Consider the following 13,992-nt stretch of genomic DNA (forward strand, 5'->3'; position numbering starts at 1 on the left):
CGATGACCACTGCGAGGTCGACGCCGTCGTATTGGCCACCGACGTCGCGGGTTTACAGCGGATCGTCGCGGCGTCCCCGGATCTGGGCACCGAGGCCTGGCGCACCCAGATCTCGCGGCTGCGCAGCGCGCCGCCGTTCGCCGTGCATCGGCTGTGGCTCGACCGACCGGTCGCGGCGCACCGGCCGGCGTTTTTGGGCACCGCCGGCCATGAACCGCTCGACAACATCAGCGTGCTGGAGCGCTACGAAAGCGAAGCCCGCGACTGGGCCGGCGCGCATCATGGTTCGGTGGTCGAGTTGCACTCGTACGCCCTGGATTCCGCGCCGTCGCGGGACGCCGCGACGATCCGCTGTAAACCCGCGACGTCGGTGGCCAATACGACGGCGTCGACCTCGCAGTGGTCATCGGAATCAGTGTGCACCCGAAAAGACTTCGCCGGTGCGGTCTCGATGCGCAGCACCTTGGTGGCGAGCCGGAACCGCGCGCCGCGACCCTCGAGGTAGCCGCGCAACGGCTCCCACAGGGCGCTGTCGTAGTTCGCCGACGGCACGTCGAAGATCAGGCCCTCGGACGATCCGAGGAAGTAGATGTGAAACATGGTCGCCAGCTCGGCCGCGGAGAGCTGGGAGGGATCGGCGAAGAAGCTGCGGGAGAACACCTCGAACGCCAGATGCCTTGCGGCCTCGGGGAATCGGATGTCGGAGAGAAACGTCGCGGCGTCGGTGTGGTCCAGGCGCTGGTAGGTGCCGGGCACCGATACGGCGGCCAGCGGTGCGGCCGCGCGGGCGTCGATGCGGGTGAAGTCTCGCAGCCGGAACGTCGGGCTGCGCGCGGCGAAGACCACGGCGTTCCACGGCGGGGTGCGCGGCAGCCCGCGGAAGGTGTCGCGCCGTCCGGCGCCGTCGATCAGCGGGTAATCCGCGACGGGAGTGAGCATCCGCAGTTGCGGGTCGATCCGGCTCAGCAGGGCGCGCAGGTTGTAGTACTGCCGGAAGAACGCGTGGAAGCCGCGGTTCATCGCGAGCTCGGCGCCGCCGTCGCGCTCGGTCCAGCCCCCCACCCGGCCGCCCAGGTAGCGCTCGCTTTCGATGACCTCGACGACGACGCCGCGCTCGGCCAGCCCGGTGGCGGCGCTCAGGCCGGCGATCCCGCCGCCGACGACGGCCACCCGGGGGCGCTCGGGCAGCGCACCGGCGTCCGGCAATCCCGTTGGTGCGGCGAAGGTTCGGCGCCGCCGGTCAGCGGTCATCGCGGCGCGTCCGCCAGGAAGGTGTGCACGATGTTGGTCTCCCAACCGGGCATCGTCTCGCTGTGCACGGCGGTGAAGCCGGCGTCGGCGAGGCGGGTCTCGAACCGCGCGGCGCCGTCGAAATCCAATACGCTGCGCCACAGGTAGCGATACAGCCCGGCGTCCCGGGTGCGCCACCACCCGGCGGGAATGATGATGGCCCAGCACACGGCGTGCCAGATGCGGGTCGCGGCGGAGGAGTCGCGCACCGAGTATTCGTGCACCGCCAGGGTGCCGCCCGGACGCAACAGCTCGCGGAACCTGCGCAGCTGTGCGTCCCGGTCGGCGACGTTGCGGATCAGATAGGCGGCCAGGATGCCGTCGAACGGTCCGGTGATCCCGTGCTCGGCCAGCTCTTCGACCGGCGTGTGCACGAAGCGCACCGAGGCGGGCCACTGTTTGGCGCGCGCCGCGTCGAGCATTCCGCGCGAGGCGTCGACGGCGACAATGTCGGCCTCCGGTGCGACGGCGAGCAGCGCGGCCGTCGAGGCGCCCGTGCCGCAGCCGGCATCGAGCAACCGTAACCCGTTGCCGCGGTTCGGGATTCGCATTCGGCGCGCCGACAAGGTCAGCTGCGCGTGGTAACCGGGGCTGGCCCCGACCAGCCGGTCGTAAGCCGGCGCGCCCGCGTCGAACGCGGCCGCCAGGTCGGCGGGCGCGGGACCAGCATCACCGACGCGCACGTTGCCGCTCCCACAGCAGCAGCACCGCGGTGACCAACGCGAAGCCGAACAGAAAGTCTTCGACCGGGATGTCGAATGGGAAGCGCAGGCCGCTCAGCTGCCGATCGTCGTAGCTGACGACGGGGGAGCTGAGTTTCGTCAGCCAGCCGTCCACCGGGATCTGGAATCCCAGCACGATCAGCATCGACAGCCAGTACGCCGCACGCCGGAAGAGCCCGGTGCGCAGCACCGCCAATTCCAGTGCGCAGACCAGCAATACCGCCAGCGCGGCCGGCAGCGTGTAGCCCAGGCCCGTCATCGGCGGTGCACCTTGTCCAGGATGGTGGTCACGGCGTTGTAGGTCAGCAACGCGCAGACCGGAATGACGAGGAAGAACAGCACCTCTTCGATCGGCACCCGGAACGGGATGCCCAGGCCACACAGATAGGCGCGGTCGTAAGTCCACACGTGCGCGGCGACGGCGATCTCATCCCAGATCAAGAACACCGCGGCCACCGGCACGATCGCCTTGAGGGCCCGTCGCCACTGGCGGTAGACGCCGGGGCCGAAGATCTCCAGCGGCGCGGTGATCACCAGGCATGCGGCCAGCACCGCCAGGTATTGCCACCGATCGCTCATGCGGCCCCCGATTGACGAACGCCCCGCGCGCCGTTGCGCGCCCGCCACGACCGTATCAGTCCCGCACCGGCGACCCGAAGCCGTCGCGTCGTGCCGACGGTGGCCCGGTGATCGAACACCGCGAAGTCGCTTCTTTCGATGCAGTCCAGGATCTCCGAGTACAGCGCCGCCGCGGTCGCCACGCACGGTCGCGAGCGGCGGGCGAGCGTGGCGATCCCGTCGGCGGCGAATCGATAAGTCTGCCTGGCGATTTCGTGCTGGGCGACCAGAGCACGGCGCACCCGCGGATCGGTGCGGCGGTGGGTGTGACACCACGTCAACAACTCCCGGTCGACGCCGTCGGCGGCGAGTTCGTCGGCCGGCAGGTAGACCCGGCCGCGCTGCAGGTCCTCGTCGACGTCACGCAGGAAATTGGTGAGCTGGAACGCGCGGCCCAGCGCCGCGGCGTACGGCGCCGCCTCCTGCACGGGCGTCACCGTGCCCAGTATCGGAAGCACTTGCAGTCCAATGGCTTCCGCCGAGCCGCGCATGTAGCGGTTGAGGGCCTTGCGGTCCGGATAGTCGGTGACCGTGAGGTCCATCCGCATCGACGCCAAGAAGTCCTCGAACAGCTCCGCGCTGATCCGATAGCGCCGCACGGTGTCGGTCACGGCGGCGACCAGCGGATCGTCGCGGTGCGCATCGCCGGAGAAGAATCGCTGCGACAGCTGCGCCAGCCGGCGACCGCGGACGTCGGCGCCGACCGCCGGGTCGAGATCGTCGAGGATGTCGTCGGCGTACCGGGCGAAACCGTACAGCGCATGAACGGGTGGCCGCTGGTCGGGCGCGAGCAACCGGGTCGCGAGAAAGAAGGTGCGGCCATGCGCGGCGTTGAGTTCCCGGCACCGGCGATACCCGTCGCGCAACCACGGGTCGTCGATCCCGGCCGCCGTCAGCTCGCCGCGCATCATGCCGAACCGGCTTTCATGTCGACGTGCGCGGCCGACCGCGCGGCGACCCCGGTGATGCGGTCGGCGGCGAGCCGCCCGGAAATCAGCGTGGTCGGAACGCCGACGCCGGGCACCGTGGAGGACCCGGCGAGCACCGCGTTGTCGATGCCGCGCACCAGGTTGCCCGGGCGAAACGGTCCGGTCTGGCCGAACGTGTGGGCCAGCGCGAACGGACTGCCGGCCGCCATGCCCTGGCGGGCCCAGTCGGCGGGCGTGACGACGCTCAAAACTGTTGCGTCGCATGGTAACCCGGGCAGCAGCCGGTCGCCGACGCGCGCGATCATGTCCTCGACGTAGCGGTCGCCGGCAGTGGCCCAATCGATGGTCCCGCGATCCAGGTTCGGGGCGGGGGCGAGCACGTAGAGCAGATCACGCCCCTCGGGCGCCAGGGTGGGGTCGCCGGCCGTCGGCCGGGTGACCAGAAGCGACGGGTCCCGCATGAGCCGGCCGTCGCGGACGATGTCGGTGAAGGTCTGATCCCACGCCTCGCCGAACAGGATGGTGTGGTGGGCGGTCGTGGATGCGACGGCGGGGCAACCCAGATGCGCCACAACGGCCGAGGGTGAGGCGCGCAGCCGCACGGCGCGACGCGGTGTGCGGCCCAGCAGCGCGTAGGTCTGCGGCAGTTCGGTGGTCAACACCACCGCATCGCAGGCGATGCGTCCGGACTGCTCGGTCACCACGGCGGTCACCCGACCGCCCGCCCGCTCGAGCGCGGTAACGGTTGCGCGGTAACGAAATTCGACGCCGGCGTCCGCGGCGGCCGCGGCCAGCGCGTCGGGCAGCGCCCGCACCCCGCCGCGCGGAAACACCACGCCCGAGATGGTGTCCATGTAGGCGATCACCGCGTAGACCGCCAGGGCGTCGCGCGGCGCCACGCCGGCGTACAGCGACTGGAAGGTGAAGATCCGCTGCAGCCGCGGGTCGCTGATGTGCCGCTTGACCATCCGGTCCCATTTGCGGAAGCCGCCGATCGCGGTCAGCCGCGCCAACTGCGGGGTGAGCAGCGACAGTGGTGAGTCGAAGTTCGCGGCGATGAACCCGTCGAATTCGGTGCGGTACAACCGTGTCAGCCACTCCCGAAGCCGCCGATAGCCCGCCGCCTGCGCGAAGCCGGCGAACTCGGCGACGGCGTCGGCCATCCGATCCGCGTCGCTGTGCACGTCCAGCGCGCTGCCGTCGGCGAACACGGCGCGATAGGCCGGGTCCACCGTCAGCAGCTGGATGCGGTCGCGTAGTTGTTCGCCGACCGCCGCGAACGTCTCGTCGATGATGTCCGGCATGGTGAGCACCGTCGGCCCGGTGTCGATGCGGTAGCCGTCGATGTCGAGGCGACCGGCCCGCCCGCCGGGCCACGGCTCGCGCTCGACCACCGTGACCGCACGGCCCCGGCCGGCCAGGTGCAACGCCGCGGCAAGGCCGGCCAGTCCGGCGCCGACCACCACCACGTGATCTCCGCGCCCTTCGATGGTCCGCATGATCAACAGGCTCCCCGGTCGGTGCTCGTCATTCGGCGCGATCCGTGCAGACGGCTGCCATTTCGGCCAGCGCGGTGCGAACCGGCCCATCGATCGGCAGGTCGCCGAGGTGCTCGCACGCGGAAGCGATGCGGTCGCCGATCATCTCCTCGATCAGCCGCACCGCCCCCGTCTCGACGATGAGCGCTTTCCACCTGTCGATCGCGGTGTCGTCGAGGGTTTCACGATTCGCGAGTTCGTGAAGTTCACGCCGCACCGGCGCATCGGCCAACTGGTGGGCGGCCACCACGACGCTGGTCGCCTTGCGCTCGAGCAGGTCGCCCGCACAGGGCTTGCCCGTGCTGGCCGGCGAACCGAAAACGCCGAGGACGTCGTCACGGAGCTGGAACGCCTCCCCGACGGCGGCACCGTAGCGGCCCAGTTGGGACAGCGTTCGATCGTCGCACCCGGCCATGGCCGCGCCGATTTCCAGCGGCCGGCGCACGGTGTAGTTCCCCGACTTGCGCCGTGCCACGTCGAGCACGACTTCCAGCCCGGGTATCTGCCGCGCGTCGTTGATCAGGTCGGCGAACTGCCCGACGGCGAGCTCGGTGCGCATGGCGTCATAGCGGGGCCACACGCGTTGCAGGCGCAGCGGCTCGACGCCGCTGTCGCGCAGCATCTGTTCGGCCCAGATGAGGCACAGGTCGCCGAGCAGGATGGCGGCCGATTCGCCGAATCGCCGCGACGAGCCGGACAGGCCGCGCTCGCGGTGCCACTGGCCGAATTGGCGGTGCGCCGAGGGGCGTCCGCGCCGTTGCGCGGAACCGTCCATGACGTCGTCTTGCAGCAGCGCAAAGGCATGCAGCAATTCGAAACTGGCCGCGGCCCGCAGCGCTGAATCGTCGGGCGCCGCGCCGCATAGCCAACCCAGGTACACAAAGGTGGAACGCAGGCATTTACCGCCGGAGACGAACTCCACCAGGATGTCGCCGGCGGCGTCGATGCGCGCATCGTCGAGCTCGCCGACGCGCCGCGCGGCGACGAAGTCCGCGACGTCGCCAAGCACCATCCGGCGCACGTTCGATCGCCACGCTTCGAAGTCGTCAGCGGTGCACCAACCGATGGTCACCGGCGGCGAGGCCGTGGCCGGCGAAAACGACAAAGCCCTCATGTGCGCAAGCGCTCCCTCCCGGACGGCTTGGCATGCCCAGGCCTGCGCGGTCCAAACACACGCGTCATACCCGCCGATGAGGCGGGCAAAACCACAGCGCTGACCGCCAGACGCGCCCCGCGTCGCCCGCTACCGACATACCACCTTGTTCAATAACTTAAACATTAATTTAATGAACTTCAGCCGGTTGCGCCAAGCGAGCGAGCGGGCGGCGGCCGGCGGCGGGCCCGTCGACGCATCCTCACTTAACCGTTAAGGAACTGAAATAACGGCCGATCGGCGATATGCTGCATACAGATATGGACGCTGATGCCCAGCGCTGCGGCCGCGATGAGCTGGAGTCGCTGATCTCGGCCGATCTGCGGGAGCTGTCAACCGAGTCCGATCAGATCGGCCGGCTGTTCGCGCCGATACTTAGCATGCGGCCCAATGACTTTCGCGCCCTGCTCCACATCATGGCGGCGGAAACCGGCGGGCGACCGATGACCTCCGGCGACCTCAGTCACCGGATGGGGTTGTCGGGATCGGCGATCACCTACCTGGTGGACCGGCTGATCGACGGGGGTCACATCCGTCGTGACAACCATCCGGCGGATCGCCGAAAGGTGTTGTTGCGCAACGACGAATACGGCCTGGCCACCGCGCGGTCGTTTTTCAGCCCGCTGAGCGGCCATACCCGGATCGCCCTCGGCGGGCTATCCGATGCGGACCTGAGCGCCGCGCACCGAGTGCTTCGCGCGCTCATCGACGCATTGCGGCGCTTCGCAGACGAGCTGGGCGACGGACCGAAACCCTGACCAGTGCAACGGGTTAGGTCGGCGTTACGACGCGGCGCTGTGTGTGGTCGGGGGCCGGACCGCTGCCCCGTCGACCACGCTGCAGTAGACGCGCGCCTTGCGGAGCTCGTCGTTGAGGAACAGCAGCGACCGTGCCGAGGCTGCGTGCGTAGACGAACAGGTGTGCCCTGTCGAAGTGAGCCGTGTACCGGCACTGTGCGGGGTCATGTGGGTCCGCCGAATTTGCGGCGCGAATAGCAGCCATGAAAGCGCCTATCGGAGTGGTGAGAAGGGAGTGACAGCGCTTTGCCGCAGCGCTCGCGCTAGAGACGCAGCTGTGAACTCAACCTGTTCGGCAGCCTACCGCCGAGGCGAGCGCCCGGAGGTCGATGTCGCGAAAGGCCCGGGTGAAGCATTCGTTTCGTGGCCTTTTCGGCGCCGGCAGCCGTTCGCTTCCCGGCCCGTTCCGCGGGTGGTTTGACCGCATGGGCGGCGGGTATACGCGCGTCAAGTAGCTAATGCGACAGTCCCCCCGATGGACGTGAGGGGTGATGCGCCCCAATGGAAAAGCTTGGCCGCCGGTGGTACCGGCTAGTGATCACCTCCGCGTTCACGACGATGCTCTGCGCCGCGCCGGGTCAGGTGGCCGCCGACCCGGGCGCCACGGTGTTCCCCGGTATGGCGATCCGCCAGGGCGACACGGTCTGCATGGTGGGTCTGGTCGAGCCGCGGCTGCGGGTCGCCGTGACCAGTGGCCAGTGCGACGGCGGGAAGTCGATGGTGACCGACCGTGACCGCAAGCCGATCGGTTCGGTGATACTCGGACGTCGCCAGATCGAGGCCGACGCTGGCGCGGACACCTCGATGCTGCCCGTGGAATACGAAGTCATCGCGATCGCCCCAAATGTGACGGCCAGCGATGTGCTGCCGACGGGGCGCCACCTCGCGTCCGCGCCCGGCCTGCGCGCGCAGCCGGGCATGCCCGTGTGTCAGCTGCGCAGCGCGACCGGCCAGCGATGCGGCTCGGTCAGCTCGGTGAGCAATGGCCGTTTCGCCGTCACCGACATGGGATTCGATAGCCGGGACTTCGGCGGTCCGGTCTACACGCTGACCAACGACAACAACGCCGTGATCGTGGGACTGGTCGAGGGCACCTGGAAGTCCTCGCCCCAGATCGAGTCGTGGCAGGCGGTCATGGCGCAGGTCTACATCGACAGCCACACCTACAGTCCGCAACAACAACAGCAACAACTGCCCGTTCTACGAATGATCTAGCCGCGCCGCGCCGCGGTTTGCCTCACCATGACTTTTACGCCGGCGCCCACGCGCATGCCTGCCGCCTGGCGTCCGGCTTGAGCGCCGTCGCGCCCGCACGGCCGGACGCCCGCCGCCTGGCAATCGCCCGCGAGCACGCCCCATCCGCCCGGGTGCCGGCGCTACGTTGCTAGTGGTGCGGCCCCCCGGACGGCTCAGCGGGCCTGCGCACCTGACCGGCACCGGGATCGCGCGCTGCTACCGCGGTCCTCGCCCGCCCGAAACCGCCCCTCGCATAGCGCTGGTGGCGTCCCTGGCGACTTGCGCGGCCGCCGCGCGGCGGCGCCCCCGCGCTGTTACGCTTCGCGCCATGCACGTGACATCAGGTGTTTGCTCCCGGGCCGTGCACTGTTGTCGCCCCTGACCCTTGAGCCCGTGTAGCTGCTACGGGGGTGGTGCATCCTTTCGATGCCCTGGCGCCGCTCCGCAGCAACGGGATCCGACGAAGCGAAGTCCCGCACCGGAAGGCCACCCATGTTCGATCTCCCCGCCGGCTCACCCGGCTGGCGTCAGGGCGCCGCGTTGGCCCTGTTGGCCGGGGTGGTCGCCGCGTGTGGTGGTGGGGCCAGCGACGCCGTCGGGGGCGGCGGACTGACGAAAGCCAATAGCAAGATCACGCTGGTCGCCTATTCGGTCCCGGAGCCGGGATGGAGCAAGGTGATTCCGGCGTTCAACGCCTCGGCGGAGGGCAAGGGTGTCCAGGTGATCACCTCCTATGCCGCCTCGGCCGACCAGTCGCGCGGCGTCGTCGAGGGCAAGCCCGCCGACATCGTGAACTTCTCCGTCGAACCGGACATCACCCGATTGGTCAACGCGGGCAAGGTTTCTGCCGACTGGGACAAGGACGCGACCAAGGGGATTCCGTTCGGGTCGCTGGTCACCCTGGTGGTGCGCAAGGGCAATCCCAAGAACATCAAGGACTGGGACGACCTACTGCGCCCGGGCGTCGAGGTCGTCACGCCCAACCCGCTCAGTTCGGGCTCGGCCAAATGGAATCTGCTCGCCCCGTACGCGGCGAAGAGCGGCGGCGGTGCCGACAGCCGGGCGGGTACGGAGTTCATCGACAGGCTGGTACACGAGCACGTGAAACTGCGGCCCGGCTCGGGACGGATAGCCACCGACGTCTTCATCGAGGGCAGCGGTGACGTGCTGATCAGCTACGAGAACGAGGCCATCGCGGCCGAGCGGCAAGGCAAGTCCGTCGAACACGTCATTCCCGCACAGACTTTCAAGATCGAGAACCCCCTCGCGGTGGTGAGCACCAGCCCGCATCTGGACGCGGCCACGGCGTTCAAGAACTTTCAATACACCGCCGCGGCGCAGAAGCTGTGGGCGCAGGCCGGTTTCCGGCCGGTCGATCCGGCCGTGGCGGCGAGGTTTCGCAACGACTATCCCGTCCCGGTGAAGCTGTGGACGATCGATGACCTCGGTGGCTGGACCGCGGCCGACTCGCAGTTGTTCGACAAGAACACCGGCAGCATCACCACGATCTACAAGCAGGCCACCGGATGACTCGGTCGTTTTCCGCCGAAACCGCCTATCCGGAGGCGATCCGGCCCGAACTCGCCCAGCCGGGCAGCGCGCTGGGGCAGGCTCCGCCGCCGATACCCGTGACCGGCCGGGCCGGCGGCACGCCGCTGCGGGTCGGCGTGACGATGCTGTGGCTTTCGGTGATCGTGTTGCTGCCGCTGGCCGCCATTGCCTGGCAGGCGGGTGGGGGCGGGTGGCAGGCCTTCTGGCTGGCGGTCACCTCCCACGCCGCGGTGGAGTCGTTCCGGGTGACGCTCACCATTTCCGTTGCGGTGACGGTGTTCAACGTCGTCTTCGGCCTGCTGACCGCATGGGTGCTGGTACGTGACGACTTCGTCGGCAAGGGGCTGATCGACGCGGTGATCGACCTGCCGTTTGCGCTGCCGACCATCGTCACCAGCCTGGTGATGCTGGCCCTGTACGGCAAGAACAGCCCGGTCGGCATCCACCTGCAGCACACGCCGCCGGGGGTGGCGATGGCACTGGCGTTCGTCACCCTGCCGCTGGTGGTGCGTGCGGTGCAGCCGGTGCTGCTCGAAATCGACCGGGACGTCGAGGAGGCGGCGGCATCGCTGGGCGCCGGCGGCCTGAAGGTCTTCACCTCCATCGTGCTGCCGTCGCTGACGCCGGCGCTGCTGACCGGCGCGGGCCTAGCGTTCTCGCGGTGCATCGGTGAATTCGGCTCGGTGGTGACGATCGGTGGCGCGGTTCCGGGCAGCACCGAGGTGTCGTCACAGTGGATTCGCGCCCTGATCGAAAACGATGACCGCACCGGCGCGGCGGCGATTTCCATTGTGCTGCTGGTTATTTCATTCAGCGTGCTGGTTCTCCTGCGGATCGTCGGGGGGCGCGCGGCCAAACGTGAGGAGAAGGCCGCATGACGTCGTCGCTGTGGGTGCGCTACCTCATCCGCTACGCGGTGGCGGCCTACATCACGGTGATGCTGATCGCGCCGGTGTCGGTGATCCTGTGGCGGACTTTCCGGCCCGGCGTGGGTCAGTTCTTCGATTGGATCACCACTCCGGCGGCGATATCGGCGCTGGATCTGTCGCTGCTGGTGGTGGCCATCGTATTGCCGCTCAACGTGATATTCGGCATTTTCACGTCATTGCTTCTGGCGCGCAACCGATTCCGCGGTAAGGGTGTCCTGCAGGCGATCGTGGACCTGCCATTCGCGGTCTCGCCCATCATCGTGGGCGTCGCGCTGATCGTGCTGTGGGGATCGGCGGGCGCGCTGGGCTTCGTCGAGAACAACCTCGGGTTAAGGATCATCTTCGGCATCCCCGGCATCGTGCTGGCGAGCATCTTCGTCACCCTGCCGTTCGTGGTGCGCGAGGTTCAACCCGTACTGGTCGAGCTGGGCACCGAACAGGAGCAGGCGGCGGCCACGCTGGGTTCGACGGCGTGGCAGACCTTTTGGCGGATCACGCTGCCGTCGATCCGGTGGGGTCTGACCTACGGGATCGTGTTGACCACCGCCCGCACCCTGGGCGAATTCGGTGCGGTCATCATGGTGTCCTCCAACCTGGCCGGTGAATCACAAACGCTCACCTTGCTGGTCAACGATCGCTACAACCGGGGGGCGGAATACGGCGCCTACGCGTTGTCCACCTTGCTGATGGGCGTTGCCGTTGCGTTCCTGATCGCCAAGACAATCCTGCTCGTGCGCCGGGCACGCGCCAAGGCCCTGGCCTGAGACCGAAAGGACCCGACATGTCCGAGAACTCCCTCGACCCGAGCGCGTATGCGATCACGGTGCGCGACGCCTACAAGCGATACGGCGATTTCGTCGCGCTGGACCACGTCAACTTCGTGGTGCCGACCGGGTCGCTGACGGCGTTGCTCGGGCCGAGCGGCTCGGGCAAGTCGACCCTGCTGCGCACCATCGCCGGGCTCGACCAGCCGGACGCCGGAACCGTCACGATCGACGGCCGCGACGTGACCCGGGTGCCGCCGCAGCGCCGCGGCATCGGGTTCGTGTTTCAGCACTACGCGGCGTTCAAGCACCTGACGGTGCGCGACAATGTGGCCTACGGGCTCAAGATCCGCAAGCGGCCCAAGGCCGAGATCACCGAAAAGGTCGATCACCTGCTGGAAGTGGTGGGGCTCAGCGGCTTTCAGGCCCGCTATCCCAACCAGTTGTCCGGCGGTCAGCGCCAGCGCATGGCGCTGGCGCGGGCGTTGGCGGTCGACCCGCAGGTGCTGCTGCTCGACGAGCCGTTCGGCGCGCTGGACGCCAAGGTGCGTGAGGATCTGCGGGCGTGGTTGCGGCGCCTGCACGACGAGGTGCACGTGACCACGGTGCTGGTCACCCACGACCAGACCGAGGCGCTCGACGTCGCCGACCGCATAGCCGTCCTCAACCAGGGGCGCATCGAACAGGTGGGCTCGCCGACCGAGGTGTACGACTCGCCGGAGAATCCCTTCGTGATGTCGTTCCTCGGCGCGGTGTCGGACCTCAACGGCGCCCTGGTGCGCCCGCACGATATTCGGGTGGGCCGCAACCCCGAATTGGCGGTCGCCGGCGGCGACGGCACCGCCGCGTCCGTCGGGGTGGTGGCCGCCACCGTCGACCGGGTGGTCGCGCTGGGCTTCGAGGTTCGCGTGGAGTTGACCAGCGCGGTCACCGGAGATCCGTTCACCGCGCAGATCACCCGCGGGGATGCCGAGGCGCTGGCCCTGCGCGAGGGCGACACCGTCTACGTGCGGGCCACCCGGGTACCGCCGATAGGCCAGCCGGGCGCCGCCCACCGGGACGGGGCCGCGCTGACGCCCACCTGATCGCCCGTGTTTCCCCGGCCGCAGAATGGGAATCCGCCGCCGGTGAACGTTTTCGAACTCGCGGCGTTGCCGTTCCAGTGGGGCTCCGCGATCCGGGGTAAGCGCTTCTTCCACCCTATCGGCGTGCTGGCGCAGGGCTTCATCGAGCGCGTCGCCCCGGCGGGCCAGGGCCTGCCGATCGCGTCGTCGGAGATCGTTGCGCGCGTGTCGAAGGCGACCGGGACGCCAGGGGCGCTGCCCGACTTCATCGGGCTGGCCTTCCGGGTGCCCGCGGCGCAGCCGTCGGACAAGCCGTGGGACATCCTGCTGGTCTCCTCGGGGTCGGGCGTACTGTCGCGCGCGCTGGCGCTGCGCCCGGCCACGTCGTGGAACGGTCAAACGCTGACCACGCTGATGCCGCTGCACTATCAGGACAACAACTGGTGGCTGCGGGCCAGGACCTCGAGCGAGATCGGCGGCGGGCTCTCGCTGGACAGCGTTCGGGCCAAGCTCGAGCGCAGCAACATCGAGGTGGCGCTCGACCAGGCCTGCGGCAGAGGCGATTTCACGCCCTTGGCTCGGATGACCCTGACCGCCGCGATCGGTCCCGAGCGCGACCACGACGTGTCGTTCGACCCCGTCCTGAACACCGCACCCGGCCTGAGCCTGCACCCCAGGTGGCTGGCCGATCTGCGCGCCCGCGCCTATCAGCACAGCCGTGACGGCAGAGACGCCGAAGGGTAGCCGCCCGTTGGAAGGAGGTAGCCGGTGTCCGAGCGGATCGTGATCACCGGGGCCAGTGGCAACGTCGGCACCGCCTTGCTGCGCCGGCTCGCCGAAGACGGCGCCGACTATGACATCGTCGGCGTCACCCGTCGACGACCGCCGCCCGACGGGGTGTATGCATCCGTCCGATGGCATGAGCTCGACCTCGCCGAACCCGGCGTGCAATCTGAGTTGCTCGACGTCTTTCGCGGCGCGCAGTGCGTGATCCACCTGGCGTGGGGTTTTCAGCCCACCCGCAACACGCGCTATCTGGACGCGGTCGCCATCAACGGGAGCTCCGCCGTGCTGACCGCCGCCCACGACGCCAAAGTGCCGCAGTTGGTGCACATGTCGTCGGTGGGCACCTACGCGCCGGGACGGTACGGGGAAAAGGTCGACGAATCGTGGTCGACCGCGGGCATCAGGTCGTCTGCCTACAGCCGCGCGAAATCGGCGGTGGAACGCATGCTCGACGACTATGAGCGCCGCAATCCCGACGGCGTCGGCATCACCCGGATGCGGCCCGGGTTCATCGGCCAACGCGACGCCGCGATGGGACTGCGGCGCTACATCTTGCCGGCCTACGTCGATCCACGGTGGGTGCGGTGGCTACGCGTGCTGCCGCTCGACCGCAAC

The 13,992-nt window shown here is 68.9% G+C and carries 15 protein-coding genes and 1 pseudogene; 8 read left to right on the plus strand and 8 right to left on the minus strand.

The annotated features are described in order from the left end of the window. The 8 genes and pseudogenes from A5622_RS30725 to A5622_RS10355 all read right to left on the minus strand — a co-directional run. Positions 1–201, minus strand: a 201-nt coding sequence (locus A5622_RS30725; protein WP_369829233.1) for a hypothetical protein, incomplete at its 3' end; no start/stop codon positions are given. 129 nt (positions 202–330) lie between these two features. Next, positions 331–1,251 (minus strand): annotated as a pseudogene (locus A5622_RS10325) (FAD-dependent oxidoreductase); the annotation flags it as partial. Further along, on the minus strand, positions 1,248–1,973 hold the full coding sequence (locus A5622_RS10330) for a class I SAM-dependent methyltransferase (protein WP_066878315.1): 726 nt from the start codon (positions 1,971–1,973) through the stop codon (positions 1,248–1,250). The gene A5622_RS10330 and the pseudogene A5622_RS10325, both read right to left, overlap by 4 nt. Further along, positions 1,960–2,271 (minus strand): lycopene cyclase domain-containing protein, encoded by a 312-nt coding sequence (locus tag A5622_RS10335; RefSeq protein ID WP_066862194.1) that lies wholly within the window; start codon positions 2,269–2,271, stop codon positions 1,960–1,962. Before A5622_RS10335 ends, A5622_RS10330 begins: the two co-directional genes overlap by 14 nt. Then, positions 2,268–2,591 carry a lycopene cyclase domain-containing protein gene (locus A5622_RS10340; protein ID WP_066878317.1) on the minus strand — a complete coding sequence of 108 codons (324 nt, stop codon included), beginning with the start codon at positions 2,589–2,591 and terminating at the stop codon, positions 2,268–2,270. Before A5622_RS10340 ends, A5622_RS10335 begins: the two co-directional genes overlap by 4 nt. Next, positions 2,588–3,541 carry a phytoene/squalene synthase family protein gene (locus tag A5622_RS10345; RefSeq protein ID WP_066878319.1) on the minus strand — a complete coding sequence of 318 codons (954 nt, stop codon included), beginning with the start codon at positions 3,539–3,541 and terminating at the stop codon, positions 2,588–2,590. The genes A5622_RS10340 and A5622_RS10345 overlap by 4 nt, the downstream gene beginning before the upstream one ends. After that, on the minus strand, positions 3,538–5,058 hold the full coding sequence (crtI, locus tag A5622_RS10350; protein ID WP_066862276.1) for a phytoene desaturase family protein: 1,521 nt from the start codon (positions 5,056–5,058) through the stop codon (positions 3,538–3,540). Before crtI ends, A5622_RS10345 begins: the two co-directional genes overlap by 4 nt. A 28-nt stretch (positions 5,059–5,086) precedes the next feature. Further along, the gene (locus tag A5622_RS10355; RefSeq protein ID WP_066878320.1) at positions 5,087–6,211 is read right to left on the minus strand and encodes a polyprenyl synthetase family protein; all 1,125 of its coding nucleotides are present in this window, start codon (positions 6,209–6,211) and stop codon (positions 5,087–5,089) included. A 284-nt stretch (positions 6,212–6,495) separates the two neighbouring features. Here A5622_RS10355 and A5622_RS10360 point away from each other — a divergent pair, with 284 nt between their 5' ends. The 8 genes from A5622_RS10360 to A5622_RS10395 all read left to right on the plus strand — a co-directional run. Then, complete coding sequence (locus A5622_RS10360; RefSeq protein ID WP_066878322.1) at positions 6,496–7,008, plus strand: MarR family winged helix-turn-helix transcriptional regulator; 513 nt, start codon at positions 6,496–6,498, stop codon at positions 7,006–7,008. Between the two features lie 540 nt (positions 7,009–7,548). Beyond that, on the plus strand, positions 7,549–8,262 hold the full coding sequence (locus A5622_RS10365; protein ID WP_066878323.1) for a hypothetical protein: 714 nt from the start codon (positions 7,549–7,551) through the stop codon (positions 8,260–8,262). Positions 8,263–8,775: 513 nt separating this feature from the next. Beyond that, positions 8,776–9,813 (plus strand): sulfate ABC transporter substrate-binding protein, encoded by a 1,038-nt coding sequence (locus A5622_RS10370; protein ID WP_066878324.1) that lies wholly within the window; start codon positions 8,776–8,778, stop codon positions 9,811–9,813. Then, complete coding sequence (gene cysT / locus A5622_RS10375; protein WP_066878328.1) at positions 9,810–10,712, plus strand: sulfate ABC transporter permease subunit CysT; 903 nt, start codon at positions 9,810–9,812, stop codon at positions 10,710–10,712. The genes A5622_RS10370 and cysT overlap by 4 nt, the downstream gene beginning before the upstream one ends. After that, positions 10,709–11,527 (plus strand): sulfate ABC transporter permease subunit CysW, encoded by an 819-nt coding sequence (gene cysW, locus A5622_RS10380; protein WP_066862169.1) that lies wholly within the window; start codon positions 10,709–10,711, stop codon positions 11,525–11,527. The genes cysT and cysW overlap by 4 nt, the downstream gene beginning before the upstream one ends. Before the next feature lie 17 nt (positions 11,528–11,544). Next, positions 11,545–12,612 (plus strand): sulfate/molybdate ABC transporter ATP-binding protein, encoded by a 1,068-nt coding sequence (locus tag A5622_RS10385; protein WP_066878330.1) that lies wholly within the window; start codon positions 11,545–11,547, stop codon positions 12,610–12,612. Positions 12,613–12,654: 42 nt separating this feature from the next. After that, entirely contained in the window at positions 12,655–13,335 is a 681-nt protein-coding gene (locus tag A5622_RS10390) for a phosphodiesterase (RefSeq protein ID WP_066878332.1), read from the plus strand. Positions 13,336–13,359: 24 nt separating this feature from the next. Then, the coding region (locus A5622_RS10395; protein WP_156752913.1) for an NAD-dependent epimerase/dehydratase family protein at positions 13,360–13,992 on the plus strand (633 nt) is incomplete at its 3' end.

Source organism: Mycobacterium sp. 1245801.1 (genome assembly GCF_001673055.1).
Taxonomy (GTDB): domain Bacteria; phylum Actinomycetota; class Actinomycetes; order Mycobacteriales; family Mycobacteriaceae; genus Mycobacterium; species Mycobacterium europaeum_A.

What these genes read in the sequence shown, in the direction of transcription:
- A5622_RS10360 (WP_066878322.1), top strand. Translation starts at nt 6,496, where the DNA reads ATGCTGCATACAGATATGGACGCTGATGCCCAGCGCTGCGGCCGCGAT.
- A5622_RS10345 (WP_066878319.1), bottom strand. Translation starts at nt 3,541, where the DNA reads ATGATGCGCGGCGAGCTGACGGCGGCCGGGATCGACGACCCGTGGTTG.
- A5622_RS10335 (WP_066862194.1), bottom strand. Translation starts at nt 2,271, where the DNA reads ATGACGGGCCTGGGCTACACGCTGCCGGCCGCGCTGGCGGTATTGCTG.
- crtI (WP_066862276.1), bottom strand. Translation starts at nt 5,058, where the DNA reads ATGCGGACCATCGAAGGGCGCGGAGATCACGTGGTGGTGGTCGGCGCC.
- cysW (WP_066862169.1), top strand. Translation starts at nt 10,709, where the DNA reads ATGACGTCGTCGCTGTGGGTGCGCTACCTCATCCGCTACGCGGTGGCG.
- A5622_RS10370 (WP_066878324.1), top strand. Translation starts at nt 8,776, where the DNA reads ATGTTCGATCTCCCCGCCGGCTCACCCGGCTGGCGTCAGGGCGCCGCG.
- A5622_RS10385 (WP_066878330.1), top strand. Translation starts at nt 11,545, where the DNA reads ATGTCCGAGAACTCCCTCGACCCGAGCGCGTATGCGATCACGGTGCGC.
- cysT (WP_066878328.1), top strand. Translation starts at nt 9,810, where the DNA reads ATGACTCGGTCGTTTTCCGCCGAAACCGCCTATCCGGAGGCGATCCGG.
- A5622_RS10340 (WP_066878317.1), bottom strand. Translation starts at nt 2,591, where the DNA reads ATGAGCGATCGGTGGCAATACCTGGCGGTGCTGGCCGCATGCCTGGTG.
- A5622_RS10355 (WP_066878320.1), bottom strand. Translation starts at nt 6,211, where the DNA reads ATGAGGGCTTTGTCGTTTTCGCCGGCCACGGCCTCGCCGCCGGTGACC.
- A5622_RS10365 (WP_066878323.1), top strand. Translation starts at nt 7,549, where the DNA reads ATGGAAAAGCTTGGCCGCCGGTGGTACCGGCTAGTGATCACCTCCGCG.